Origin of the sequence: Streptomyces sp. SP18BB07, assembly GCF_036322545.1 — a bacterium.
In the GTDB taxonomy this organism is placed as follows: domain Bacteria; phylum Actinomycetota; class Actinomycetes; order Streptomycetales; family Streptomycetaceae; genus Streptomyces; species Streptomyces deccanensis.
Genome location: NZ_JAQYWT010000352.1, coordinates 1 through 26,047, shown reverse-complemented (window position 1 = coordinate 26,047; position 26,047 = coordinate 1). Strand labels below are relative to the sequence as shown.

Here is a 26,047-nt window from a genome sequence, read left to right as displayed (position 1 = left end):
ACGTCATCTCGCCTTCAGTGGTCCCCGCGGCACGGAGTCGGGTCGGGGACCTCGAAGGGGACGGGTGTCCCGCCCACGGCGGGCATGGTGGTGAGGACGAGCGCGCCGTCGTCCTGCCAGTTCGGGCGGAAACGTGACTCAACGTCACCAGGATGGCGTCCGGGGTCGGTCGGGCGGGCGCGCCCAGTACCGTCCCCGGTCGGTCGTGGAGCGGTCGAGGAGGTGGGCGACGGTCAGGGTGCCGGTGAGGGAGGACTCCCCCGGATGGACGACCGCGCGGCCCGCCGCGTCGGGGACGCCGGGTGTCACCTCGTACCGCCGGGCCGTGAGCCGCTCCCGGGCGGTGCGCAGGAACGGCTCGGACGGCAGGGTGAACGAGAGGCCGACCCTCGGACGGTCTCCGCACACCGGGTGCGTGCAGCCGAACGCGTCCTCGGGGAGGGCGACTTCGACGGCCAGCGCCTGGAGCAGGTGATCGGCCGCGCGCAGGTCCTTGGTCCCGGCGTCCACGGTGAGGGCGTACGCCGTTCCGAGGGCAGGACCCACACGTGAGCCAGTCACCACCCGGCAAGGATTCGATCCCACTCCTCAAGCGGGTGTCGCAGGTTCGAATCCTGCCGGGTGCACCACGCATGACGCCGCGCACGTCTCTCGGTCGGGAAGCCGACCACGGCGGTGATTCTGCCGACGGACACCCAGCACACTCGCCCCCAACTGCCCCAAGCCGCCCGTATCCGGACCTTGTACTACCTGGTGCCGGCAGCCGGTGCACGGTTCCGAGCCACACCGCGGGCAGCTCAGCGCCGCGGAGGCGGTTACCGTACTCGGCCGTACCGGTCGGGACGGCGAATTGAACGTGAGGCGGGACGACAGAGCCGCACTACCGCTCCGCATAGCGAAGGAACTGCCAACCCAGTACGGCCAGGGCAAGTGTCTGTGCGAGGGAGACGATCACGAGTAAAGGCTGGACGGCGGGAGAGCACCAGAACGCGGTCAGGCAGATCATCGGCAAGGCCAAGTACGTGAACAGATCCACCGCGGTCTGTATTCGCTTACGCGTGGTGCGGCTTGCATCGTCCCGGTGGTAGATCTCCCAGCCGAACACTGCGCCGTGAGCGCCGCTGATCTCGGCCAGCCGCGGTCCCAGCTGATCACGGATGTAGCGGCCGACCGCCGAGATCTTCTCGTCGTTGACCAGGTAGGTCCAGCCCAGGACCAGGCAGATCACGGGGATGGCGAGCAGCAGTTGAGCCTGCCTGCTCTGGGCGGTGATCGCCAGGACCGCGGTGGACGCGGCGAGCGTGAAGTAGAGCAGGTTGTCACGGAATCCTATCCGGGTTTTCTGCTCCTCCTTGATGCGGTCGTACTCGGCCAGCAGCAGTCTGCTCTCGGTGACGTCTTCTGGGACGGCCATCGCCATTCCTTAGCTCGGATATCGACTGGCCTGATGAAGTGGGCGGGCAGGGCTCCGGCGCTCCGGCCCCTGCCTGCCCTGCTCGAAGAACTCAGTCGGCGGCTCGGAAGGGCGGCAGGTTGTTGGGGTTGTTTCGTGCAAGCCAACGCTTTCCGTCCGCCGCAATTCCTTCCAAGAGGCGGAAGGTGTGGGTGAAACCAGCCGAAGCGAGGTTGATCTCGGCAATGTCCCGGGCGTTTTCGTCCGGCGCCAGTTGATGAGTGTCGGCGTCCTTGACACGAATGTTTCTGGCCGGCCCGTTGGTGAGGATGAGCTCCAGATCGTAGCCGACATCGGCGCGTTCCGTGATCTGCACGGAGGAAAATGCGTCGAACCGGTAGTTGCTGCGCTGCTCCTTCTCGCGCTTTGTGTCGGTGAAATCGAATTCCGTGCTGATCTCACGAACGCCGTCCTGAGTGACCATGAAAAGACGGAAGTTGTAGCGCGAGTATCGCCAAGGGCCGCCCTTCACACGCCCTCGCTTGTAGGGACGTGCAGGTGTCATCAGGATGGCGTGGGTGATCAGATCGCGCCAGGTGAGCTGGTGGTGGCGGAGTGCTTCGTCGACGAGCACTGTCTTGTCGCAGGTGAGCCAGTTCTCCATTTCCAGCTCACTGGGTCGCGTGGCATCCAGGAACGACTTCCAGTTCTGGTATGCGACTTGCCTCGCGGTCAACTGCTCTTCATATCGCTGGGTTTCCTCGGCCGTTCTGCGCTCTTCACCTCGGGCCTCCAACCACGAGAACGCAGTTGCGCGGCCAGACAAGACCGCACCGACCACGGCCAGGATGGCCAGCGACAACCGCGACCCGTCGGCATCTGAAGCCACGGTTCCGAGCATGGCCAGAGTCGAAGTGCCGAGAACGACGAGGGCAATCACGCACAGCCCCTGCGCCACCGCCGCCGTCTGGTTCTGGCGGCGTTGATCGAACAGAGTTCCTCTGTCGTGGCGGTCTCGGGCGTCCTCGGCGAGATAGCGGATAAGCCAGTTGACCCGGTCCACGCTGATTCGGCTCTCGCGGTAGAGAAGCGCGATCTCGGCGACGAGGTCGTTACGGATGTGGACGGTACGACCGAGCCATTCCTGCGAGGCAAACCCATGGGGCGCCCGGACACTGAAGTAATGATCGAAGGAATGGCGGACGCGATTGGTGAATCCGTCCCCGTGAGAGGCGGGATCACCCGTGTGCGGGATAATTGGCTGAGGTGTCTTGGCTTTCAGTTGATGTTCCTGGTACCACCATCGGCTGCCGAAGTGAGCCGCGGCCAGGCCCGAGCCGAGCGCCACCAGTAATTCGATGAATGCCGCACCCGGATCCGCGATCAGCGCCAGGATCCAGAGGAATCCGCTACTGACGGCGAACAGTCCGGCTCGGACCGGGAGGGCTGCTCGGGCGGCAGCGGCGGTGCTCGGACCGGGCGGCATGGCCCGTGCCCCGATCGGGTCGGGTTCGAAATAGGTCCAGGCCCGTTTGATCCGGTCGTTGGCGAAGCGATCTGCCTCGGCCTGCTCACCGTTCTCGGCCCACAGGGCGTCCTTCAGCCCTCCGGTGAGTACGAGGTCGAAGTGGCGAAGGATCGCGTCACGTCGGCGAGGTGACAGGGCCCGCAATCGCTCCAGTATGCGTCTTTTCTCGCCGTCCGCCGTGCTGAGCATCGCCAGCAGTTCGAAAGCGATACGCAGAGCGTCTTTCCACTCTCCGTCGGCGTAGTTCCGTACGAGCCCGGAGGCATGGTGCAGCCGATGGAGTTGTTCGGTGCTGAGGTCGTGATAGGCGCGTCCACTGAGCATGGCGAGCACCCAGTGGAAACGGGCCTCCGCGTTGTCGTATCCATGGGCAATCGCGTCACTGATCAGGTCGCGAGCACGGCTGGGGACGCCTTCTTCGAGGAACCGCACACCGTATCTGTACTTTTCCTGAGGCGGTGCATCCGAATGTATGTTGACGGTGGAGTTGTGTACGACCTGGGCCTGGATTCCGACGGTGGAGTCGTTGGCCGAATTGCGCATGACACCGCTGCCGTCGATCATGACAAGTCACCTGCCGCGACCACCAACGGTGCCAGCCTGGCCACCAGTTCGGGAAACTCTGCGATCAGGCCGCGTAACCTCTTGAGGGCCATGGTCGCCCTCTTGGACGAGTCGGGTGTGTTCTCCCTTGCCGCCCGGCGGGCAAAGCCCAGTTCGGCCAGTGCCTCTCGGTAGGTGTCGTCGTCGGGAGCGCCCTCGGCGTGGTGACGCTTCAAATGCTCACGGAATCCGTCCAGTTCCGCGACCAGGTCCGCCGGACCGATCACCTTCGGGTCCGCGTTCACACGGACGCTGCTCCCGGTGACCGAGCCGGCCATGATGCCGACGGTGCTGTTGTGCGCGGTATTGCTGACGTGCTCCTTGAGTCCGTCGGTCGTACGGGCCCTGTCTGCCTGGGACATCGCGATCTGCTCCTGTTCTCCCACCAGTTCCACGGCCAGCCGTGTGGCGAATGCCGCCGCGCTCTCCGCCGCCCGTGGCTGCCAATTACGGTCCTCCACGCTGCCCTTCGTACCGTCCGCCCGGTCGCTGATTCCCCGGATGATGGCCACCGGTGCCCCGTTGAGATGGCCGGCCTGCGCCACACCGGCGGCCTCCATCTCGATCGCGAGCGCGTCGTTGTAGTGCTGCCGGATCCACCGCGCCTCGGCCGAGATCGTCGAGTTCTGCACGACCTCGCCGGCGGCGATCGCGCCGAAGTGCACTTGCGGCGCGTGCCCATGACCGGGTGTGTCGTCGGCCCAGTCGTTCACGCGAGCCAGATGCGAGGCGAGTTGGCTGATGCCGTGCGCCGTCTCCCACACCCGGGGACGGGCCTTGAGTCCGTCGTCCTCGCTGGTCCCGCCGTGGTAGGCGTACACATGTGTCGCCATCACCACGTCGCCCAGCCTGGCGGAGTCCCACAAGGCACCTGCGACGCCGACGAACAACACGGCCACCGGCGAGAACTCCTGAATCGCGCGCTCAGCGATCACCGCGGCGGAATGATTCCCCTTGTTCGCCAGACCGAGCGCGACACGACATGAAGTGCCCTGCACGGTTCCCACCTCGAACCGCGTCCCACGCTCATGACGGTGAAGTTGTGGACCGGCCAGTTTCTGTCGCACGGCCTCGTACTCGAGATTGAGGGCGGTGAGAATCACCACCAGGTCATTGGACATCTATTCCCCTTCCTCTCCCGTGCCCTCTTCCGACCCGGACGCCCCAGGTCGGATCAGCGGTGGGGACAACACCTTCTTCGGTCCTGCCCGGTACAGCCGAGCGGGCCGTCCTCCCGTGGTCCTGCGTCCCGAGCCAGCGGGGATGATGAATCCCTTTACAGCCTGGACTTTCCGATAAAAATTACGGGTGTCGAGTTCGGTTCCCCAAACCGCCTCGTACACCTTCTGCAATTCGGCAATGGTGAAGAGTTCTCCGCAGAATGCCGTGGCCAGTGCCGAGAATTCAAGCTTGGTACGCGCGCTTTCGATTCCGTCCATCACAATCCGGCGGTGATCGAAGGCCAGTTCCACCTCGCCGGACAGAACGGCATCCGCGGGAACCCATGCGGCGCCCATGGCGTCCGTTCCCGCGACCGGTTCGGGGAGTCCCGGCGCGATCGCCAAGTGGGCCACGGAAACGACTCGCCCCCGTGGATCACGGCCCGAGTCCCCATAGGTGGCCAGCTGTTCGAGATGTACCCAACCGGAATCCAGAGCGGTTTCCTCACGCAACTCCCGGTGGGCGGCATCCACGATCTCCTCACCGGCGTGATTGAGGAATCCACCGGGCAGAGCCTGCATGCCCCGAAAAGGATCTTCGCCCCGCTCCACGAGAAGAACGCAGAGACGCCCCTCACGCAACGTCAGGATCACAAGATCGACGGTTAGCAGCACAGGCGTAGGTGACCATACGTCAGCTTGCATGTCTTTCACGGTACTTCAGTTCCTGTCGACTTGACAATAAGGGTGACGCGAAGGCCGCTGGCGCTGTCTGGCGAAGGCGCTTCGAGCGAGCAACTGGTCGCCCACCCCGTAGCCAGGCGTGGACAGATCGCGGGCTGCTGGTTCGGTCTTGCCTCGATGCAGCTAGGGAACGGGTACTTGCACTCCAGGAAGGCGTCGAGGGCAGCCTGGACTGACAGTCGGACGCAACATGTCCACGTCGGTGAGGCAGAAGAAGTCGATGTCCTCCTCCGCTGCCAGGCAGGGGAGGCGACCGTGCATGTCCGGGATGCCAAGTTGGACGTAGCGGACGCGGTAGTCGGCGGGGACGGCTCGGGCGGTTGAGACGGCCCAGTGGTGGTGGAGTGCGGAGCTGGGGATCGCACGAGAGGACAGTTCGCCGGGCGAGGTGAAGTGCCACCCGTCCCGAAGGAAGAGGCACTGCCAGACCTCACCCCGTCCGCTCCCTGGCGCATCGTACGCAGCACACCGGACGAGTCCCAGATCCAGAAGCTGCAGCCGCGCGCCAGCGACAAGTGGGGCCCGGCATCGGACGGCCCAGGCGCCTCGGCGACGCCGTAAGAGTGGTCCCCCGCGCCGTCATCACGGCGGCGCGGGAGTCTCCTGGGGGTGTCCCGAAAGTCTCGCCGACCTGGCCAGCCGCTACATCGACCCTCGCTGACCCCGCAGCCGTCCGCTACAGCGAGCGGTATCTCCTGGGCCCGGTGCAGCCAACGGATCTCGGCCCAGTCCTCCAGTCAGCCCGATCCGTTCACGCCAGAACCGTCGAATCCGACCGCGCTTCGGCGTTCGGTGCGTCCTGCGGCCCAGGGTTCCGCGACGGTTCACGTCGCCGGGTGGTGCGGCGCTCACCAGTGTGGCCACCAGGTCAGTGGCGCCGCTGGTCTGCTCCGATCTCCTGATGACAAGTCCACCGCGCCGGTTCCTGGCTGTCGTGGGCTCGCTGGTCGGATGCCGGCCGACGGGGAGGGGGCGTGAGCGGGATCAGCGTGCCGGGCGGGTGGCGGACAGTACGCTGAGTCCAGCGGGATCGGGCCGGCAGCACAGTGTCCGGGAGGTGCTTCATGACGGCCGAGATGATGGCCCCGGCGTGGATGCATGAGCAGATCACGGCGGAGGAGTACGAGTCCTGGTCCGAGGAGCAGTGCGCCGGCATCGAGATCGTGGACGGGATGGTCGTCGTGAGTCCGAGCGCGTCCAAGCGGCACACCCGGCTGGCCCGGATTCTGGCGAACGCCCTGGATGCCGCCGCGGGCCCGGAGTGGAACGCCGACACGGACTTCGACGTCCGGCTTCAGGACGTCCCGCTCACCAATCGCCGCCCGGACGTCGTCGCGTACCGCGCAGACACGATCGACATCACCCCTACCCGTCCTGAGCACGTGCTGCTGGTCGCGGAGGTGGTGTCGCCGGGCTCGGAGACCACCGACCGGATCGTGAAGGTCGACCAGTACGCCAAGGCAGGCATCGGCTTCTACTGGCGGATCGAGCAGGCCGCGACAGGCGTCCCTCTCGTGTACACCTACGTTCTCGACCCCGCGACGAAGACCTACCGGGACGGAGACGTGTTCGCCGGCATCCTCAAGGTAGCGGCCCCCTTCCCGGTGAAGATCGACCTCGGCCAGATCTGACCACGCACTGCTCAGCAGCCGGCAGCGCGCGTGAGCGATGCGTGAGCGGACGGCCCGATACGAGGCGGCATTAGCCGGATCAAGTGGCTCGCCATGCCGTTCCGACCAGGGGAAACAGCACCGCGCAACAGCGCCAGGCACCACCCTGCAAGGATTCGATCCCACTCCTCAAGCGGGTGTCGCAGGTTCGAATCCTGCCAGGGGCACCACGCGTTACCGCCCTGACCTGGGGTTTATCCCATCCGGGGCCGTTTGCGTGAGCGGTGGGTGCTATGGCACTCCACGCCCGTTCCACATCCACCCGGTGGTGCGCACCACCGCGCGGAAACGCCACGGACGCGCATGGGTCCCCCAGTGGGCGTCCGGGAACCGCGCGGAGTGAGGCGGCGACGCCTGCGGCGTGATCATGCACGACGGGGGCAGTGCATACTGCTCCCGGAAGTTCAAGCGAGCCTGCCGCAAGCTGGGGCATCGTGCGGTCGATGGGCAGAACCGGATTGCGGCCGTACGACGGCACAACAGCCGCACGGACGATCATTCCGCGCCCACCGTCACCCAGCTCGTCCCCCAGCTCGTCACCCAGCACGGAACTGGGCAGCAGCGTCAGCACCGAATCCGAAGAGGTTCGCGACGGCAAGAGATCCCTGCACGTGTTGGAGGGGGTGCGGGAAGGCCTGGTGCGTCATGCCCGGCTTGCGACGGATGGCGGCGTTCAGGGTCGGCATCTTTCGTTTCTCCGTCGGCATCATTCGTTTCTCCGGTGGATCGCGTGGCGATCGGCATCGCGGGGATATCCGCGATGCCGATCTCGACAGGTGTGTGGTTCTCGTGATGGATCGGCGCCGTGGCAGGTCAGCCCGCCGTCTGCTGGATCGGTTCCGGGGTGGCCGGCCGACGGCGCCGGGCGGTGAGGCCGAGTGCGGCGGTGGCGACGGTCCCGGCGAGGGCGAGTACGCCCAGGGCGTCTGCCAGGGTGCCGACGGCGGAGGTGAGTGCGAGGACCACGAGCGGGCAGATGAACTGGCCCAGGAAGAAGAAGCCCGTCCACAGGCCGGTGCCGCGGCCGCGGTCGGCGTAGTGGAGCTTGGACATGGCGAGAGTGAGCAGGCTCGGCAGCATGATGCCGCTGCCGAGGCAGTTGATCACGGCGCCGGCGGTCAGTACGACGGGGTTGGGGGCGAGCCAGATCACCGCGAAGCCGAGGGCGCACAGGCCGAAGGCGGTGGGCAGCCAGGCTTGCGGGCTGCGGCCGGCCTTGGCGAAGACGGCGGCGCCGATCACGACCGCGGCGCTGGAGCCGGCTGTGGCCAGTCCGATCACGCCGGGGTTGCTCACGCCCATGTCGTCCAGGAGGAACGCCATCTCCACCTGGACGGTGTAGAAGAGGATGGCGCCGAAGAGGGTCAGCGCGCAGGTGCCGGCCAGCGGACGCCAGGGGAAGAGCCGCTTGGCCATCGGTTCCGCGGCGGTGGGGGAGGGCTCGTTCGCGCGGTCGGCCGGTCGGGGTTGGGGCAGGAAGGCGGCCATGGCGGGGGCGAGCAGCAGGCTCACGGCGTAGGCCCAGAACGGTGCGCGCCAACCGGCCGATCCTGCCGCGCCGCCCAGCACGAAGAAGGCCGTCGCTGAGATCGAGGCGCACATCGTCTGCATCGCGAGATAGCGGTCGCGTTGCCGGCCGGAGTAGTAGTCGCCGATCAGGGTGGTGCTGCAGGTCATGATGGCGGCTTCGGCGACACCGACGAGGGCGCGACTGGCGACGATGGCGCCGAGGGAGTCCAGCCACAGGGGGGCGGTGCCGAGGATCGCGTACAGCACGGTCGAGACGACGAGCAGGCGTTTGCGGCCGAGGCGGTCGACGAGGACGCCGGCGAACGGGGCCAACAGCGCCAGGGAGAGGGCGGGGATGGTCAGGGCCATGGGGACGAGCGCGGCGACGCCCGGCACGTCGGCGAAGTGGGCCTGCATCTGCGGCAGGACGGGGGCGATGAGTACGGCGCCCAGGATGGGCAGGCAGCTTCCAGCCATGAGCAGCGTGAGGCGAAGCCGGTGGCCGGGGCCGGAGACGGTCTGCTCGGGTCGGTCGTCTGCGACAGCTTCGGACGGCGGGGAAGGGAGCGGTGGCACGGATGCAGGCATGCGGGAACTCCACGTGGCGGGTCGGGAGGGGGACGGGGCGGTGCGGCCGTCGTGGTCGGGCCGCCCGGTACCCGTGGCAGGTTCGTAAGCGGGGTGCCGATGACTGCCGGGCGTCGCGGCGGGCCGGCTCGCCGGGCACCCGCGCGGTCCCGGCAGCGGGGTTGGTGTGGCTCCGGCGCCGGGTGGAGACGACTATGGGCCAACGGACAGGTCCTGCCTAGCCCTCATCCGATCGATATCGAAGATGTGGATCATCCGGGCCTTGGATGCCGGGCACCTGGTCGGAGCCCGCTATCTCGGTGCGACCGTGGCGATACGGCCGGGCCCGGACGCGGCCAGCTGCGCTCCCACGCGGGCCGCGGTCTCGCGCAGCCAGATGTGGGCCGCGTCGTGGGTGTGCACCGGGTGCCACCACAGTGCCTCCTGGAGAGGGAGCGCCCCGTAGGGCGGTTCCATGAGGCGTACGGCGGCCACGCCGCGCAGTTTCTCGGCCAGGCGCTGCTGTACCAGGGCGATCCGGCGGGTGCCTGCGACCAGGAAGGGCAGCGCCTGGAAGCTGTCGACGGAGATCTCCACGCGGGGATCGACGCCGAGCATGCTCAGCTGCCGGGCGGCCGGAGCGTCGTAGGCGCGCTGGTAGATGACCCAGGGCAGCCGTGCCAGGTCGTCCATGGTCAGCTGGTCGCCGACCTCGTCGTTCGTCTCGGCGACCAGGAAGGCCCAGCGGTCGGTGAACAGGTCGACGGCGGGGAAACCGCCGATGATGCCGCGCGGCATCAGCAGCCCGTCGGCCGTGCTGAGCAGCGGTGCGGTGTCCTCCGTGACGTCGATGGGCGTCCGCTGGAAGCGCAGCCGTACCCCCGGGGCCTCGGCGTGCACGGTCCGGGCGAGCTCGGCGCCGAACACGGCGAGAGCGTAGTCGGAGGTGAGCAGGGTGAACTCGTGCTCCTCGCTGCCCGGGGCGAAGTCGGCCCTGCTGCTGAAGACCCGTTCCAGCAGGTCGCAGGCGGTCGAGGTGCGGTCCAGCAGAGCGCGGCCGAGGGCGGTCAGTTCGTACTGTTTGCCGGCGCGCGCGAGCAGGTCGTCGTCGAAGTGGCGGCGCAGGCGGGCCAGGGCCGCGCTCATCGCCGGCTGGCTGAGCCCGACGCGCTGCCCGGCGCGGGTGACGTTGCGCTCCTCCAGCAGGGCCCGCAGGGACAGGACGAGATTGAGATCGAGGCCGGAGAGGGACACGACGACTCCAGAGCGAGGCCGCTTGCGGCGGAGACATTTACCCGACAGATGATCAGCATCTAAAGAATCTATTTCCCAGATTACGCGATGGAGGCCACATTGGTCCCACCGCAATCTGGAGGACATTCCCGTGAAACCCGCAGCCGCTTCCGCGTCCTTTTCAGGCCCCTTCGCCCTTGGCGTCCTCTCCGCCCCCGACCAGGCGTCTTTCCCCGGTCTTGTGATCCCCGGGGGACGCGTGCTGGATCTTCGTACGGCCCTCGGAGAACCGGCCCTGACGACCCGGGGGATCTTCGAGCGCTGGGACGAGATGCTCCCTCGCCTGCACGAGCTCGCGGCAGACGGGTCGGCCGACTGGCGGCCGTTGGAACACCTGCGGGTGCACGCGCCGGTCGAGCCCCGCCAGGTCTTCCAGTCCGGCGCCAACTACCGGCAGCATGTGATCGACCTGGAGGTCGCCCACCGCGCCCCCGACGACCCCCGCACCGTGGAGGAGGCGCGCGCGGAGATCGCCGCGGTCATGGACCGGCGGGCGGCAGAGGACCTGCCGTACGTGTTCATCGGCCTGCCGAGCGCGATCGCCGGCCCGTTCGACGACGTCGTACTTCCGGACTGGGCCGAACAGCCGGACTGGGAGCTGGAGTTGGCGGCCGTCATCGCCAGGCCCGCCTACCGGGTGACGGTCGAGGAGGCCCTGGAGTACGTCGCCGGCTACACCATCGCCAACGACCTCACCGACCGCGCCACCGTCTTCCGCCGGGACATGAAGGCCATCGGCACCGACTGGCTGCGCTGCAAGAACGCCCCCGGCTTCACCCCGCTCGGCCCCTGGATCGTGCCCGCCGGGTCGATCGCCGACCCGGGTGACCTGCGCGTCACGTTGAAGCTGAACGGCGAGACGATGCAGGACGAGTCCACCAAGGACATGCTCTTCGGCATGGCGCGGCTGGTGTCGTACATCTCCCAGACCTCCCGGCTCCTGCCCGGCGACCTGGTGCTCACCGGCAGCCCGGCCGGCAACGGCATGCACTGGGGTCGGCTGCTGCGCGACGGCGACGTCATGGAGGGTTCCATCACGGGTCTGGGCGCGCAGCGCACCCGCTGCGTCGCCGAGAGGACCGCCTCGTGACGGCCCCGCTCGACCCCACGGACGCCGAGGGCGCGATCGCCGAGGCCGCCAAACGCTATTCCAACTGGGGGCGTTGGGGCGAGGACGATGTGCTCGGCACGCTGAACCTCCTCGACGAGGCCAAGCGGCGCGAGGGCGCGGCACTGGTGCGCCGGGGCGTGAGCTTCTCCCTCTCGCAGCGGTTCGACATGAACGGCCCGCAGAAGGGCTGGCGCCGCCGCACCAACCCCGTGCACACCATGCTGGACACGGGAACGGACGCGGCGCTGGGCAACCAGGGCTTTCCGCACGGCATCGGCGGCGCCGACGACGTGATCACGATGCCGCTGCAGTGCTCCACCCAGTGGGACGGGCTCGGGCACATCTTCGACCACGGCAAGGCGTGGAACGGACGCGACGCCGCGAAGGCCGTCACCTCGGACGGCGATCTGGTCACCGGCATCGAGCACATGGCCCCGTACGTCGCCGGGCGCGGAGTCCTCCTCGACGTCGGCCGGGTGATCGGCGACGAACGCGGGGAACTGCCGGACGGTTTCGCGATCACCGAGGAACACCTGACCGCGACGGCCGAGGCGCACGGCGTGGCCGTCGGCCGCGGGGACATCGTCGTCGTCCGGACCGGGCGGCTGACGCGCGCCCGCCGCGAGGGCTGGGGCGACTACGCGGGCGGGGACTCGCCCGGTCTGTCCTTCACCACCGCCGGCTGGCTGCACACGAGCGAGATCGCCGCGATCGCCACCGACACGTGGGGCTTCGAGGTACGGCCGAACGAGTTCGACGGCGCCTTCCAGCCGCTGCACCAGGTCGTCATCCCCAACATGGGCCTGCTGATCGGCGAGATGTGGGACCCCGACGCTCTCGCGGACGACTGCGCGTCCGACGGCGTGTACGAGTTCTGGCTCACCGCCGCGCCCCTGCCCATCACCGGAGCCGTCGGCTCCCCCGTCAATCCGATTTCCGTCAAGTAAGCGGCGGAACAAGGGAGTTCCCCATGACCACACCTCGCACGGTCCTCGTCATAGGCGGCGGCGCCTCCGGCAACGCCATCACCATCCTGCTGCGCCGGGCCGGCCTCTCCGTCGACCTGATCGAGGCCAGACCCGACTGGAACGCCACCACCGGCTCCGGCATCACCCTCCAGGGCAACGCCCTGCGTGTCCTGCGCGAGCTGGGCGTGTGGGAGCAGGTGGAAGCATCGGGGTTCGCCTACGGCTCGCTGGGGGTGACCGCCCCCGACGGCACCCTGCTGTTCGTCAAGGAGGACATAAAGTCCGGCGGTGACGACCTGCCCGCCACCCTCGGCATGCGGCGGCCGCAACTTCAGCAGATTCTCATCGACGCCGTCCGCGCGACAGGTGCCACCGTACGCCTGGGCACCACCGCCGCGACCCTGGAGCAGGACGCCGACGGTGTCTCCGTCCGGTTCAGCGACGGCACCGAGGGGCGCTACGACCTGGTGATCGCCGCCGACGGCCTGAACTCCGCGACCCGCGCCGCGATCGGCATCAGCGACCGTCCCGAGCCCGTCGGCATGGCCATCTGGCGCGCCCCCGCCCCGCGCCCCGAGAGCGTCACCCGCTCGGACCTCACCTTCGGTGGCCCCGCCTACATCGCGGGCTACACCCCCACCGGCGAGAACACCCTCTACGCCTACGTCGTCGAGGCCAACCGGGACCGCAACTCCATCGACCCGGCCACCTACGCGGACGAGATGCGCCGGTTGGCCGAGCAGTACGGCGGTGCCTGGCCCGAGATCACCAAGCACATCACGGACCCGGCGAAGGTCAACTACACGTGGTTCGACCGGCATCTGGTCGAGGGCTCCTGGCACCGCGGCCGGGTCGTCCTTGTCGGGGACGCCGCTCACTGCTGCCCGCCGACCTTCGCCCAGGGCGCGGCGATGTCCTTGGAGGACGCCTCCGTCCTGACGGAACTGCTCACGAGCGGGCGCGAATGGGACGACGCCCTCTTCCAGGCGTACTACGACCGACGCGTCCCGCGCGTCCGGACCGTCGTGGAGGCGTCCGTCCAGCTCTGCCAGTGGCAGCTGGACCAGGTGCACGACGCGGATGTGCCCGGACTGATCGGCCGCACCATGACCGCCCTCAAGGAACTGCCGTGACGGCCCACCCGCCCCCGGCCACCGCGGGGAGCCGCCCCCACTCGCCGAGCGCTGCCGCGCGCCCTGCCCCGACGGTCGACGTCCACGCGCACCTCCTGATCCCCGAGGTCGAGGCCCTGGTGGCCGACCTGCCGGGCCTGGCACAGGCCAAGTCCCTCGACGCCCGCCGCAACGGGCCCGCGGCTCTCGCCGTCAGCGGCCCCATGGTCGCCGAGCGCATCCCGAGGCTGACGGACGTGGCCGTACGACTGGCCGCGATGGACGCACAGGGTGTGGACGTCCAGCTCGTCAGCCCATCGCCCTCGCACTACCACTACTGGGCGGACGAGGAGACGGCGGAGAAGGTGTACCGCCTGGCCAACGAGGCGACGGCCGCCCACTGCGCCCAGGCGCCCGGCCGGCTGCACGGTCTGGGCCTCGTTCCCCTGCAGCACCCGGAATCGGCGGTTAGTGCGCTCGAACTCGCCATGGGGATGGGCCTGTTGGGCGTCGAGATCTCCTCGCACGCGCCGGGCCGCGAACTGTCCGACCCCGCGTACGAACCCTTCTGGACCCGGGCCGAGGAGACGGGCGCGATCCTCTTCCTGCACCCCTTCGGCTGCACGCTCGACGAGCGCCTCGACCAGTGGTACCTGTCCAACACCGTCGGCCAGCCCACCGAGAACGCCGTCGCGCTCTCGCACCTGATCTTCTCCGGGGTGCTGGACCGGCACCCGGAGCTGAAGCTGATCGCCGCGCATGGCGGCGGCTATCTGCCCACCCACATCGGCCGCTCCGACCACGCCTGGTCGGCCCGCTCCGACGCGGGCGCGGGCTGCGCCCACCTCCCCAGCAGCTACCTCAAGCGCCTGTACTTCGACTCCCTGGTCCACGACCCGCAGGTACTGCGGGCGCTGATCGGCGCGGTCGGCCCGGACCGGGTGCTGCTCGGCTCCGACTTCCCCTTCGACATGGGCACCGAGGACCCCGTCGGCGCACTGCGCGCCGCACGCCTGCCCGACGACGACTTCCACGCGGTGCGCGGTGGCAACGCGACCACGCTGCTGCGCCTGACCTGACCCCCACACCGGAGGGAACCCACCATGAGCGCACGCCTGCTCACCCATCTGCGTCACGTCGACCTCGCCGTGCCCGACTACGACAAGCAGCTCGACTTCTACGCCGGCGTCTGGGGCCTGACCCAGGTCGCCGAGGACTCCGGGATCTCCTTCCTCGCCGCCGAAGGCAGCCCCGAGCAGTACGTGGTGCGGCTGCGCAAGGCCGAGGAGAAGCGCCTCGACCTCGTCTCCTACGGCGCCGGCTCCGCCGAGGACGTGGACACCCTCGCCGAGCAACTCCTCGCGGGAGGCGTGCAGTTGATCTCCCAGCCGGGCAAGATCGACACACCCGGAGGCGGCTACGGCTTCCGCTTCTTCGACGTCGACGGCCGCACCATCGAGGTCTTGGCCGATGTCGAGGCCCGGCAGCACCGCCGTATCGAAGAGAAGGAGGCGATCCCGGTCCGCCTGTCGCACGTGGTGCTCAACTCGCCGGACCTGGACAAGACCCGTGAGTGGTACGAGACCCACCTCGGCTTCCGGCTCTCCGACACACTCAGCTCGCCGCACATGGGCGAGGTCATGCACTTCATGCGGATCTCCAACCAGCACCACTCGATGGCCCTGGCCAAGGGCCCGCACACCGCCCTGCACCACGTCTCCTTCGAGATGCGCGGCCTGGACGAGTACATGCGCGGCTCCGGCCGCGTGATGCGGGCCGGCTTCCGCAAGATCTGGGGGCCTGGCCGTCACATGGCGGGCGACAACACCTTCACGTACTTCCTGGACCCGCACGGCAACACCGTCGAGTACACGACGGAGTTGGAGCTACTGGACGAAGACACCTGGCACCCCCACGTCTACGACTTCTCCCAGCCCGAGGTCACCGACCAGTGGGGCACCGCCAATCCCATGAACGAACTGGTCGCCAAGGAGTCCTTCAACGACGTCGACCGCGGCTGCTTCGTCGCCCCGCCGGTCTGACCCCCTCGAACCCCGGGGACGCGGTGGCCCTGTCACCGCCCTGACGCTTTGCCGCGTCCCCGGTTTCCACCGCCGCTCGAAGACCGCCGGAGCCTGGAGCCGTGCATGCGTTTCGCCACCTATGAACACCGACACCAGCGCCGGGTAGCCGTCGTGGAGGAGGACGGCACCCTCCACCCGATGCCCGGGGCGCGCTCGCTCACGGAGCTGATCCGCTGCGGCGACGGACTCGACGCACTCCTTGGCGCCGGCGCCGCCACGCTCGACGTCCCGCCGGGCCCTCACGTGTCCGAGGTGCGGCTGCTGCCACCGCTTCAGCCGCCCACCGTGCGGGACTTCGTCACCTTCGAGGAGCACGTCGAAGGGGTACGGCGATCCGTCGACGGGGACGGCGTCGGCGGGGTGCCCGAAGCCTGGTACGACGCCCCCACGTTCTACTTCACCAACCCGTACGCCGTCATCGGCGCCCACGACGACGTCCCGGTGCCGCCGGGCAGCGAAGTCCTCGACTTCGAGCTGGAGGTCGCCGCCGTCATCGGCCGGGAAGGGCGGGACCTGACACCAGAACAGGCACGGGACCACATCATCGGCTACACCGTCTTCAACGACTGGTCGGCCCGCGACCTGCAGTCCCGCGAGATGCAGGTCCGCCTCGGCCCGTGCAAGGGCAAGGACACGGCCGCCACCCTCGGCCCGTACCTGGTCACCGCCGACGAGCTGGAGCCGTACCGCGACACCGACGGCTTTCTGCGCCTGGCGCTGACCGCCTCGGTGAACGGCGAGGTCGTCGGCAAGGACCTGTTGTCCAACATGAGCTGGACCTTCGAGGAGATGGTCGCCTACGCCTCGCGGGGCACCGTCGTCCGCCCCGGCGACGTGCTCGGTTCCGGCACCTGCGGCAACGGCGGCTGCCTCGCCGAGCTGTGGGGCGTCCGGGGTGAGCAGTCCCCGCCCCCGCTGAAGCCGGGAGACACCGTCACCCTCACCGTGGAAGGCATCGGCACCGTCTCCAACACCGTGGTCGCGGGCAGGAATCCGGAGCCGCTGCCGACCGCCCGTCGCCGCAGCCGGGAGCGGCCGTGAACGATCCGCACCCCAAGAGGCTCCTCGGCAAGGTCGTCGTCGTCACCGGCGCCGCGCGCGGCCAAGGCGCCGCCGAGGCCGAGGCCCTGACCCGCGAGGGCGCCCGCGTCATCGCCACCGACGTGACCGAGGCCCCCGGCTGCCGCCGCCTCGACGTCACCGACGAGGAGCACTGGGCACGGCTGGCCGCCGAACTGCGGGAGTCGTACGGCCAGGTGCACGGCCTGGTCAACAACGCGGGCATCACCTGGCGTGCCCGCCTCGGCGATGTGACCCCCGACGACTTCGCCCGCGTCCACGCCGTCAACGTCACCGGCCCGCTCCTTGCCATCCAGCACCTGAGGCCGCTGATGCCGCCCGGCTCGTCCATCGTCAACGTCGGCTCCACCGCCGCGCTCAGCGGCCACTACCCGGTCGCCTACACGACCAGCAAATGGGCACTGCGCGGCCTGTCGAAGACCGCGGCCACGGAGCTCGGCCCGCGCGGCATCCGCGTCAACACGATCCACCCCGGGTTCATCGAGACCGAGATGACCGCCTCCGCCGCGCCCGCCTTCCGAGAGGCGAACATCCGCGAGACCCCGCTCGGCCGCACCGGCACCGTGGACGAGGTCGCCCCGCTCGTGGTCTTCCTCCTGTCCGACGAGTCCTCCTTCATCACCGGCGCCGAGATCCCGGTCGACGGCGGGCTCACCGCGCACGGCGGCGTCAAGTCCATCTCGGACGCTCTGGGTTCGGCTGCTGTGGGTTCAGCTGCTTCGAGTTCGGCTGCTTCGAGTTCGGAGGGAAATTGAAACGCTGGAAGGGAAGGTGGCCCTGATGTCGGGCACGGGGCGCGGCCGGGGACGCGCGGCACCGCTGCGGTTCGCGGCCGAGTGCGCGATCGTCGTCGGCGGCGACCTGGGGCACGAGTTCGCGCTCAAGGCCCAGCGTCTCGTCACGAAGGCGGGCGGCACAGCCCTCACCTCCGACCCGCTCGACGCGACCGACGGGGAGTCCTCCCGCGCCTGGGTCGAGGAGGCCGCGGACGCCTTCGGGGACATCGACATCCTCTACGCCAACGCCGACGCGGTCCGTTTCGGTGCCGTCGACACCCAGCCGTACGAGGACTTCGGCTGCACACTGCGCGCCGAGCTGGACTCGGTGGGGCCGGCCGGTTCGCTCACCAACCAGCGGACCGCCTCCACCAGCTCTCGGCTTCGCTCGAGCCGGGAGGTGCCGTCTTCCTCACCTCCGACGAGGCGTCCTGCATCACCGGCGCCGCCCTTGTCGTCCGACAGCAGCTGCTCGTCCGTAGTCCTGGGCTGAAAGGGACCACTTCCGTGAACAAGGTAAGAGCGAATGCCGACGAGGCGGTCGCCGACATTCCCGACGGCGCGTCTCTGGCTGTTGGCGGCTTCGGCCTCAGCGGCATCCCCGAAGTGGTGATCCGGGCACTGCACGAGCAGGGCGCCACCGGCCTGCAGGTCGTGTCGAACAACTGCGGCGTGGACGGCCGCGGGCTGGGCGTGCTGCTCGCCGTCGGCCGGATCGCCCGCGTGACGGGCAGTTACGTGGGCGAGAACAAGGAGTTCGCCCGCCAGTACCTGTCGGGCGAGCTGGAGGTGGAACTGGTGCCGCAGGGCACACTGGCCGAACGGCTGCGCGCCGGCGGCGCGGGCATCCCCGCGTTCTACACCCCGGCCGGTGTGGGTACCCAGGTCGCGAACGGCGGTCTGCCGTGGAGGTACGCGGCGGACGGCTCGGTCGCCGTGGCCTCCCCACCCAAGGAGACCCGCGACTTCCACGGCCGACCGCACATCCTGGAGCACGCCATCACCACCGACTTCGCCCTCGTCCGGGCCTGGCGGGGGGACCGGCACGGCAACCTGGTCTTCCGCCGCGCCGCGGCCAACTTCAACCCACTCGCGGCGATGGCCGGCCGGATCACGATCGCCGAGGTCGAAGAGCTCGTGGAACCGGGCGAGCTGAGCCCCGACACCGTCCACCTCCCCGGCGTCTTCGTCCAGCGGATCGTGGAGCTCACCCCCGCTCAGGCCGCTGACAAACAGATCGAGAAGAGGACAGTACGAGCATGAGCACGACGATGGACACGCCCTGCGGCTGGACCCGCGACCAGATGGCCGCCCGCGCCGCCGCCGAACTCACCGACGGCTCCTACGTCAACCTCGGCATCGGCCTGCCCACACGCGTCCCCGGCCACCTCCCGCCCGGCGTGCATGTGGTGCTGCACTCCGAGAACGGCATCCTCGGCACCGGCCGTTATCCGACCGCCGACGAGGTCGACCCGGATCTCATCAACGCGGGCAAGGAGACCGTCACCGTCCTGCCGGGGGCCTCCTTCTTCGACTCGGCCCTGTCCTTCGGCATGATCCGCGGCGGTCACATAGACACCGCGGTGCTGGGCGCCATGCAGGTGTCGGAACGCGGTGACCTGGCCAACTGGATGATCCCCGGAAAGATGGTCAAGGGCATGGGCGGGGCGATGGACCTGGTCCACGGCGCCCGCCGGGTCATCGTCCTGATGGAGCACACCGCCAAGGACGGCAGCCCGAAGATCCTGACCGAATGCACCCTGCCGCTCACCGGCGAACGGTGCGTCCACCGCGTCATCACCGACCTCGGCGTCCTCGACATCACGCCCGACGGCCTCACCATCGTCGAGACCGCACCCGGCATCACCCTCGACGAGATCAGCGCGAAGACGGCCGCGCCCCTGCGGACCGACGCCGTCACCGCTGCCTGCTGAACGCGGTCGACCCTGGATGCCCAGTTGTCTGGGTTGTCTGGCCACAAGCGCGCCCGCGATCCCTGCATCCACGACGATCACGTCGTAGCGGCTCATCGGGGGCCCTCCCGGGAGGGGGAGCAGACGAGCGGGTAGGCGACGGGGCAGCGCCCAGCTCCGACGCCGCGAAGAGTGACGGGCTTCGCTTCGGGGCGTGTTCACCGACGTGGCACGGATGGGCGGACGCGTCTGTGTTCGCCGGATGCATGGCCGGGGCGTCAGTTTCGGCAGGGCGTACGCGCCCCTCGCCCGGCGTCACGTATGCCGCGGGGGCCGGTGGGACGCCCGCCCGCGACGCCATGGTGTGGAGGCCAGGCGCTCGACGAGCAGGTAGTGGAGGAGCAGCGACAGGAACCAGGTCACCCCGCCGCCGACCAGGAACAGGCCGAGTGAGCTGAGTTCGGGCTGGCCGCGCCGCAACAGCCAGTACACGGGGAGATGCAGCAGAAAGAGGCTGTACGACATACGGCCGATCTCGGTGAGCAGGCCGCCCGACAGCAGCCGTGCCAGGGGGCCCCGGTCACCGCAGAGCAAGGCCGTCAGCAGAGCGGCGCCCAGCACGACCACGACCCCGTAGCGATGGTCGCCCTGCCCTGCGCCGCGAAGGACGGCCGACACCGCCAGGGCCGCCGCCGTGACGAGGCCGGCCGTCGTCAGCAGTGTGGCGGCCGCACGGGACATCGCGCGGTGACCGCGTTCGGCCAGGTGAACGAGGCAGGCAGCACCGACACCAGCCGGCAGTGCGAGTGTCTGCATACCGACGACGACGCCCATGCCAGGCAGTTCCCCGCGAGCTGCGGCGACGGTCGCCGCCCCGGTGAGCAGGGCGGCGGCCAGTGCCACCGCGGCAAGTCGGCGTCGGGCCACCAGGCAGAGACATGCCAGCAGAAGCGACCACGTCACCACGGAGCGTGCGGTGACATCCCACAACCACAGCGGAGCGAGCGGCGAGTCCATCGTGGGGACGGCACCCAGTGGTCGGCCGTACGCCCAGTCGGCCCAGCCCCTGTCGCCGAGGGGCGCCGTCGGAATCTGCCGGACCAGGTCGCGGATGACACGCGGAGAGCCGAGCGCCCAACAGACCGTGAGGGTCAGGGCCACCGACACCAGGAGGGCGGGAATCAGCCGCTTCGCCCTGCGAGTCAGGAAGCCGACGACGCCGGTCCTGCCGGTTGCCGTCGCCCTGCGGAGGAGGGGCAGGGTGGTGAGGAAAGCCGAGAGCACGAGAAGGACGTCGATGCCCGCACCGGTCCAGGAGAAGTACGGCCCGCCCATACCGGTGTCATGCGACAGAACGGCCAGCACCGCGACTCCTCGCAGACCGTCCACAGCGGAGAATCGCCTCTCCTTTGCCTCTGGCCCGGAGATCTGCGCCGACACCGCGCCCGGATCGGCCCCGGGCGCAGGCCTGGCGAGCGGCGAAGGGAATCGGGTGACGTCCGCATGGGGAGCACTGCCGACCGACGGTCCTGCGAACACGGCCGGTCCCACCTCGACGCCCGGAGCGGGAGCCGACCAGGTGTCCGGTTGCCGCCGCGCGGCCGGTGCCGCCTCGTCGGCCGGCTCCGACTCCGGCTCAGACTCCGGCCGGGGCCATGTGATCGGATGCGGGTCCGCGATCCGTCCCGGCCCGGCGCCCCGGAGCCACCCGGCAGTCGGGAGGTGCCCGGTGTCACCCGCCCGGCCCTGGCCCCACCCGTAATCATCAGGGCGGTTCGGAATCAGGCTGTAGCCACCGGCGCGGTGCGCCAGGACTGCCCCACCTCCCGGTTCCTGATCGGCTGCCTCGCTCCGCGCCGGTGCAGACTCCGCCTTGGGCCCCGCGGCCCAGGGAGCCGGTTCGGCGTGCGCATGCGCCCACTCCGACGGCGGGTGCTGCGGGTGGGGATGAGGACCGTATCGGTACGCGTACCCGTACTCGTACGACTCTGCCGGGTTCGGCGGCTGCTGCCGTCGCCTGTAGCGCTCTTCGTTCATCTGGGCCAGGTCCGGAAGCAGGAGGTGATGGCTTCCTCGGCAGGGCGGCCGAGGAAGGAGGTGTGGGAGTCGGTGGCGGCGCCGGCCGCGGGGTCGGCGTGGAAGTCGAGGTTCCACCAGTACAGGCCGGCCATGTCCCGGTCCTGGGCGACTTGGCAAGCCGCCTCGAACCAGCGTTGCTGCACCGTGGAGTTGAGCTTCCCCCCACCCGTCCAGACAGCCGGGTGACGGTAGGCGCCGTTCTCGGCGATGATGCCGACCTCGCTCAGCACGATGCGGGGCAGTTTCCCGGTGCTCTTGCGGTCCAGCCAGCGCTGCCAGCCCTCGGCGATCGCCTCGACGGAGGCATCGTCGCCGAGCTGGAGAGGGAAGTAGGCGTCGATGCCCAGGTGGTCGACAGGGACGGGGACGCGCCGGGCAACGTAGTTGTCCCAGTTGGCGTCGTAGGACAGTTCGCCCGGAAACAAGGTGCGCGCTGTGGCGGTCACCGAGCGCCAGCGCGGATCGTCCTCCAGCGACGTCAGCTCCGCCCCGATGACGAAGGTGCTCGCGTGATGGCGGGCCGCGAGGGTGAGATACGGCGCGAGGAAGTCTTCGTACGACCGGAACCAGGCCCCCCTGTCGGCAGGGGCGAGTGAGCCGCGCCAGGCCAGAGGATCCCGTGCCACCAGGCTCTGCTCATCGAGAAGCGGACGGAGAGTGATGCGCAGCCCGGCTGCCGCCGCAGTGTCCATGAGCATGCTCAGGTGTCGTACCGAGGGTGTCTCGGCCGAGGCGCCGACCCGGCTCGCCGTGGGGTCGGCGGTCGTGAAGGGCAGGGTCACCGAGATCGCGTTCATGTGCTTGCCGACCATGTAGTTCACCACGCGCAGCGCATTGGTGCGCACGGACGAGTCCGTTTCGCCCGGGTAGGCGTACCAGAGCACCTGCGCGCCCAGTTGGGGGTCGCCGGGGCGCCAGGGCCGGGGGACCCGCGCGGGGGCCGGGTTCTCGATCGCGGACTCGGATGCGGATCCAGATTCGGATGCGGATGCGGATGCTGTGGTGGGCGCCGTGGCTCCGGGGCCCGGGGAGACGCACCCGGCCGTCAGAAGGAGGACGACGAAAAACAGCCCGCTCAGACGTGCACTCATCTTTTCAGGCCGGTTTCGCTATCACGACGAACTGGTTCTCCACACCGCGCAGACAGCGCAGCAACCCCCGGAACGAACCGGCCGCTTCCCAGATCGCGAAGAACGGCATCAGGGCGACCACCGCGATCGGCTCCCACCACAGACGGCGGCCGTTGGCCGACACCGAGGCATTGATCTTGAGGCCTTCCCAGTACATCCAGACCGCGTAGCCCATGGTCACCGCCCACAGGGGCAGGATCCACGGCGTGACGGGCGAGGTGTTGACGTCGCCGAGCAGCGAGCCGACCGCGAGGACGACGCCGACATGCTGGAAGGGCCCCATGACCCAGGTCGTCACGCTGTACATGAGGAGGGCCCTGGAGCGGCGCGGCAGGCTGCGGTTGAAGGCCAGCGCCACCAGCCCCCAGGACCAGCGCTCTCGCTGTTTCAGGAAGTCCCGCATCGTCGCGGGGGACGCGCCGTAGCTGCGACCGGAGAACCAGTCGCTACGACCCTTGTAGCGACTGGCGAAGACCAGGGCCAGGTGAGCGTCCTCGCAGATGGAGTCCGGGCCGAAGTCCCAGCCGATCGTGGCCTCGACGGACGCGCGGAGCAGAAGCAGTTCGCCGTGCAGGCCGGCCAGAGGAGTACCGCCGCCGGTGAGGACGGCGAAGCGCGCGATGTCGTCGGCGGGGCGTATGGCGTCGGCCAGCCAGGTCAGACGGTTGACGGCGTTCTCGCGCGGATAGGTCAGCATGCCCTGGGCCAGGTGCTTGCCGTCGGGGCCGGCGCGGCGTTGGGCGTTGATGAAGCGGGCGACCTGTTCGGCGGTGTCGGGGCCGACGCCCGTGTCATCGTCCATGTGCAGCACCCACACGTCGTCCAGAGCCTCGCCTTCGGCGATGCGCAACTCGTGGGCGTAGTGGTTGGCTCGGGCCTTGAAGCGGGTGCCGTTGGGGGTGCGGTACGCCTTCGGCACGGTGACCACTCGGATCAGGGAGCTGCGGGCGGCCAGGGCGTCGATGCGGTCGGAGGCCTCGCAGCCCTCCTCGGTGAGGATGTCGATGCGCAGGGCGGGGAACCAGCGCGGCAGGAACGCGGCGAACGAGAGCACGGATCGTTCCAGCGCGGGGTAGGTGTCGTCCCGGCCGATGGTCGGGACCAGGACGACAAGCCGGTCGTGCAGCGCCGGCCCGGCATGGGTCCAGCCGCGCTGGCGGGCGATACGGCGGCGGGTGAGTCCCGCGCCGGTGACGCCGACGAGCGAGCTGACGACGGGCAGCGTCCACAGGACGGTGACCGCCCAGCCCATCAGGGTCGCCCTGGGGTAGTACAACGCCGCGGAAAGGGCGTAGGCGAGGGCGCCGGTGACCAGGAAGGGCAGGAAGCCGGGCTTCCAGGCCGCCTGACGCTTCACCATCCGCGCGGTGCGGCGGGACGGGGCGATGCCGATTTCGTCCGCAGAGGTCCCCATGATCCACCACTTGCATCTGTATAGGCCGAGATTGTCGATGAGGGCGGTAACACCCCCTGACGCACTAAGCGGAACCATGCATGACACTTGTGGGTTTTGTGAAGATGACTCCCGTCACAGGGCCTGATCCGACGAGGGTGCCGGCCCTGGGCTCGCCGCCCTGCTCGACGCGATCGGCGCCGACCCGGCGGCGTGCCGGTTCGATCGCCGACCGCTTTTCGAAGTCACCGCGAGGCAGCGCCGGGCGCCCTACCTGGTCGGCACGGGTGCGACCGGGCGGACCGCGGTGAAGTCCTGGGACTCGTCGCGGGTGGCGGAGAGCAGCAGGAGCCACTCGTCGCAGCCCTGCCATGGAGAGAGGTCGCCGCCACCTCCACGCACCACCCGCGGACCGTCGCCGGTGCGGGGGCGTGCGTCCGCCGGCGCGTCCGTGAAGTGCGGGATCCACACGTCCGCGCAGATCTCGTTCGCCGACCCCATCGCCGCCAGCCCAAAGGCGTTCTCAGCCGCCGCGGTGCGCTCCTCGTCGGCGAAGTCGTCGAGTACGTGGTCCTCGTCCGGCCTCCCGTCCCCCCGGAAGGTCAGAGTGGTCGTACCTGCCCGGGCCGCGTACTCCCACTCCGCCTCGCTGGGCAGCCGGAAGGGCAACGTTCCGAGCAGGTCGTCCAAGTCGTCCTCGAAGCGGGCCGTGTTCGAGTCCGATTCGGCGAAGCTGTCTTCGTACTCGGGCAGCCAGTGCCGCGCTTGCGCCACCGTCAGCGGATGTCGGGCCATCAAGAACGGCTCGACCCGCACTTCTCGTACCGGCCGGGCCCGGACTGCACCGGCGAAGAACGCTTCGAGGTCGTCATCGGCGCCGTCGGACTGCTCAATGGCACGCACCGCGTCCAGTTCCGCGTCCGACAGGCCCATCGTGAACGTCCCGCCGGGGACAGCCCGGAAGACCACTCCGGACGGGGTGTGCCGCCAAGCCGGTCGACCGGCCACGATCTCTTGAGCCCACATGCTGCCGGACGCTAGCAGCCGGGCATCGGGGACGAGGGAGGAGGACCGGACAGGCAGCCCAGCTCAGTACGGCCGCGGAATCTCGTGCTCGCTCAACGCCGCCTCGTACCGGGCCAGCAGAGCATCCAGGTTCGTCAGAAGAAGGCCGGCGGCGTCCCGAGCCTCATCCACGTCGCCTCGCTCGCACGCCTCCGCCACCTCGGCCACGTCACTGCGGAGGATGTGCAGAGAGTCGCCCTGCACCAGGACCCCAGGGAACCGTCGGCCGGGCAAGCGCACCACGGCGTCGTTGCCACCATCTGTGAACAGCTCGGCCTCAATACGCTCCATCGGGCCATCCAACCTGACATCACCGGTTGACATCAACGACGGTGCATACGGACGGACTTATACGCCGGACGACAGGGTTTGCGTGGCAGGTCAGAGGGGTGGCGGCCCCGGGCAATGCGCACGGGGCCGCTTCCGCCATCGGCTGCAGTACGGTCGCTGCGCCGAGCCGGTGTGGGATTCAGTAGCGCTCGGTCTCCATGAAGCCCGCGTCCCCGTTGTCGTCGGCGCCGAACGCGTCGGCCGCGGCGGTCGGGTCGAACCCGGGAGGCGAGTCCTTGAGCGCCAGGCCCATGCCGGCCAGCTTCGCCTTGACCTCGTCGATCGACTTCGCGCCGAAGTTGCGGATGTCGAGCAGGTCGGCCTCGGAGCGCGCCAGAAGCTCACCCACGAAGTGGACGCCCTCACGCTTGAGGCAGTTGTAGGAGCGGACCGTGAGTTCGAGCTCCTCGATCGGCAGCGCCAGATCGGCGGCGAGCGCGGCGTCCGTCGGGGACGGGCCCATGTCGATGCCCTCGGCGTCGATGTTCAGCTCGCGCGCGAGACCGAACAGCTCGACCAGCGTCTTACCCGCCGACGCC

The 26,047-nt window shown here is 69.2% G+C and carries 24 protein-coding genes; 11 read left to right on the top strand and 13 right to left on the bottom strand.

Features of this window, described 5'->3' with window-relative positions; genetic code table 11:
- Nucleotides 1-144 precede the first annotated feature (144 nt).
- The 5 genes from PUR53_RS35670 to PUR53_RS35650 form a co-directional block, all read right to left on the bottom strand.
- Nucleotides 145-510, bottom strand: coding sequence for a hypothetical protein (locus PUR53_RS35670; protein ID WP_329910982.1), 366 nt, complete (start codon nucleotides 508-510; stop codon nucleotides 145-147).
- Between the two features lie 370 nt (nucleotides 511-880).
- Nucleotides 881-1,414 (bottom strand): hypothetical protein, encoded by a 534-nt coding sequence (locus PUR53_RS35665; protein ID WP_329900498.1) that lies wholly within the window; start codon nucleotides 1,412-1,414, stop codon nucleotides 881-883.
- A gap of 91 nt (nucleotides 1,415-1,505) precedes the next feature.
- Nucleotides 1,506-3,485, bottom strand: coding sequence for a hypothetical protein (locus tag PUR53_RS35660; RefSeq protein ID WP_329900497.1), 1,980 nt, complete (start codon nucleotides 3,483-3,485; stop codon nucleotides 1,506-1,508).
- On the bottom strand, nucleotides 3,482-4,645 hold the full coding sequence (locus PUR53_RS35655; protein ID WP_329900496.1) for a 5'-methylthioadenosine/S-adenosylhomocysteine nucleosidase family protein: 1,164 nt from the start codon (nucleotides 4,643-4,645) through the stop codon (nucleotides 3,482-3,484). Before PUR53_RS35655 ends, PUR53_RS35660 begins: the two co-directional genes overlap by 4 nt.
- On the bottom strand, nucleotides 4,646-5,389 hold the full coding sequence (locus PUR53_RS35650; RefSeq protein ID WP_329910980.1) for an NUDIX hydrolase: 744 nt from the start codon (nucleotides 5,387-5,389) through the stop codon (nucleotides 4,646-4,648). It abuts the gene before it with no gap.
- A 1,103-nt stretch (nucleotides 5,390-6,492) separates the two neighbouring features.
- On the opposite strand from PUR53_RS35650, the gene PUR53_RS35645 reads away from it, so the two are divergent.
- Nucleotides 6,493-7,059 carry a Uma2 family endonuclease gene (locus PUR53_RS35645; protein WP_329910979.1) on the top strand — a complete coding sequence of 189 codons (567 nt, stop codon included), beginning with the start codon at nucleotides 6,493-6,495 and terminating at the stop codon, nucleotides 7,057-7,059.
- Nucleotides 7,060-7,911: 852 nt separating this feature from the next.
- Here the strand turns inward: PUR53_RS35645 and PUR53_RS35640 are convergent.
- The gene (locus PUR53_RS35640) at nucleotides 7,912-9,195 is read right to left on the bottom strand and encodes an MFS transporter (protein WP_329900494.1); all 1,284 of its coding nucleotides are present in this window, start codon (nucleotides 9,193-9,195) and stop codon (nucleotides 7,912-7,914) included.
- Between the two features lie 291 nt (nucleotides 9,196-9,486).
- Nucleotides 9,487-10,428, bottom strand: a complete 942-nt coding sequence (locus PUR53_RS35635) for a LysR family transcriptional regulator (protein ID WP_329910977.1) — start codon at nucleotides 10,426-10,428, stop codon at nucleotides 9,487-9,489.
- Between the two features lie 130 nt (nucleotides 10,429-10,558).
- On the opposite strand from PUR53_RS35635, the gene PUR53_RS35630 reads away from it, so the two are divergent.
- From PUR53_RS35630 to PUR53_RS35585, 10 genes are all read left to right on the top strand, one after another.
- Nucleotides 10,559-11,557: a fumarylacetoacetate hydrolase family protein gene (locus PUR53_RS35630; protein WP_329910976.1), complete on the top strand. Its 999-nt coding sequence runs from the start codon at nucleotides 10,559-10,561 to the stop codon at nucleotides 11,555-11,557.
- Nucleotides 11,554-12,525 (top strand): cyclase family protein, encoded by a 972-nt coding sequence (locus PUR53_RS35625; protein ID WP_329900491.1) that lies wholly within the window; start codon nucleotides 11,554-11,556, stop codon nucleotides 12,523-12,525. The genes PUR53_RS35630 and PUR53_RS35625 overlap by 4 nt, the downstream gene beginning before the upstream one ends.
- A gap of 23 nt (nucleotides 12,526-12,548) precedes the next feature.
- Nucleotides 12,549-13,679, top strand: coding sequence for an FAD-dependent oxidoreductase (locus PUR53_RS35620; RefSeq protein ID WP_329910975.1), 1,131 nt, complete (start codon nucleotides 12,549-12,551; stop codon nucleotides 13,677-13,679).
- Nucleotides 13,676-14,737: an amidohydrolase family protein gene (locus PUR53_RS35615; protein WP_329910973.1), complete on the top strand. Its 1,062-nt coding sequence runs from the start codon at nucleotides 13,676-13,678 to the stop codon at nucleotides 14,735-14,737. Before PUR53_RS35620 ends, PUR53_RS35615 begins: the two co-directional genes overlap by 4 nt.
- 24 nt (nucleotides 14,738-14,761) lie before the next feature.
- On the top strand, nucleotides 14,762-15,700 hold the full coding sequence (locus tag PUR53_RS35610) for a VOC family protein (protein ID WP_329900488.1): 939 nt from the start codon (nucleotides 14,762-14,764) through the stop codon (nucleotides 15,698-15,700).
- A gap of 105 nt (nucleotides 15,701-15,805) precedes the next feature.
- Nucleotides 15,806-16,783, top strand: a complete 978-nt coding sequence (locus PUR53_RS35605) for a fumarylacetoacetate hydrolase family protein (RefSeq protein WP_329900487.1) — start codon at nucleotides 15,806-15,808, stop codon at nucleotides 16,781-16,783.
- A complete protein-coding gene (locus PUR53_RS35600; protein WP_329910971.1) occupies nucleotides 16,780-17,577 on the top strand; it encodes an SDR family NAD(P)-dependent oxidoreductase in 798 nt (265 codons plus the stop codon). The genes PUR53_RS35605 and PUR53_RS35600 overlap by 4 nt, the downstream gene beginning before the upstream one ends.
- Before the next feature lie 25 nt (nucleotides 17,578-17,602).
- Nucleotides 17,603-18,091: an SDR family oxidoreductase gene (locus PUR53_RS35595; RefSeq protein WP_329910970.1), complete on the top strand. Its 489-nt coding sequence runs from the start codon at nucleotides 17,603-17,605 to the stop codon at nucleotides 18,089-18,091.
- Nucleotides 18,092-18,105: 14 nt separating this feature from the next.
- Nucleotides 18,106-18,861 (top strand): CoA transferase subunit A, encoded by a 756-nt coding sequence (locus PUR53_RS35590; RefSeq protein ID WP_329910969.1) that lies wholly within the window; start codon nucleotides 18,106-18,108, stop codon nucleotides 18,859-18,861.
- Nucleotides 18,858-19,532, top strand: coding sequence for a CoA transferase subunit B (locus PUR53_RS35585; protein ID WP_329910968.1), 675 nt, complete (start codon nucleotides 18,858-18,860; stop codon nucleotides 19,530-19,532). Before PUR53_RS35590 ends, PUR53_RS35585 begins: the two co-directional genes overlap by 4 nt.
- 294 nt (nucleotides 19,533-19,826) lie before the next feature.
- On the opposite strand, the gene PUR53_RS35580 is transcribed toward PUR53_RS35585, so the two are convergent.
- From PUR53_RS35580 to PUR53_RS35555, 6 genes are all read right to left on the bottom strand, one after another.
- Nucleotides 19,827-21,548: an acyltransferase family protein gene (locus PUR53_RS35580; RefSeq protein ID WP_329910966.1), complete on the bottom strand. Its 1,722-nt coding sequence runs from the start codon at nucleotides 21,546-21,548 to the stop codon at nucleotides 19,827-19,829.
- A complete protein-coding gene (locus PUR53_RS35575; RefSeq protein ID WP_329910965.1) occupies nucleotides 21,545-22,681 on the bottom strand; it encodes a glycoside hydrolase family 113 in 1,137 nt (378 codons plus the stop codon). Before PUR53_RS35575 ends, PUR53_RS35580 begins: the two co-directional genes overlap by 4 nt.
- A gap of 4 nt (nucleotides 22,682-22,685) precedes the next feature.
- Nucleotides 22,686-24,134 (bottom strand): glycosyltransferase family 2 protein, encoded by a 1,449-nt coding sequence (locus tag PUR53_RS35570; protein ID WP_329910963.1) that lies wholly within the window; start codon nucleotides 24,132-24,134, stop codon nucleotides 22,686-22,688.
- A gap of 249 nt (nucleotides 24,135-24,383) precedes the next feature.
- The gene (locus PUR53_RS35565) at nucleotides 24,384-25,139 is read right to left on the bottom strand and encodes a formylglycine-generating enzyme family protein (protein WP_329910961.1); all 756 of its coding nucleotides are present in this window, start codon (nucleotides 25,137-25,139) and stop codon (nucleotides 24,384-24,386) included.
- A 63-nt stretch (nucleotides 25,140-25,202) separates the two neighbouring features.
- Nucleotides 25,203-25,469: a DUF6959 family protein gene (locus PUR53_RS35560; RefSeq protein ID WP_329910959.1), complete on the bottom strand. Its 267-nt coding sequence runs from the start codon at nucleotides 25,467-25,469 to the stop codon at nucleotides 25,203-25,205.
- A gap of 178 nt (nucleotides 25,470-25,647) precedes the next feature.
- Nucleotides 25,648-26,047 (bottom strand): DNA-directed RNA polymerase subunit alpha C-terminal domain-containing protein (locus PUR53_RS35555; RefSeq protein WP_329910957.1); only part of this gene is annotated, 400 nt, incomplete at its 5' end.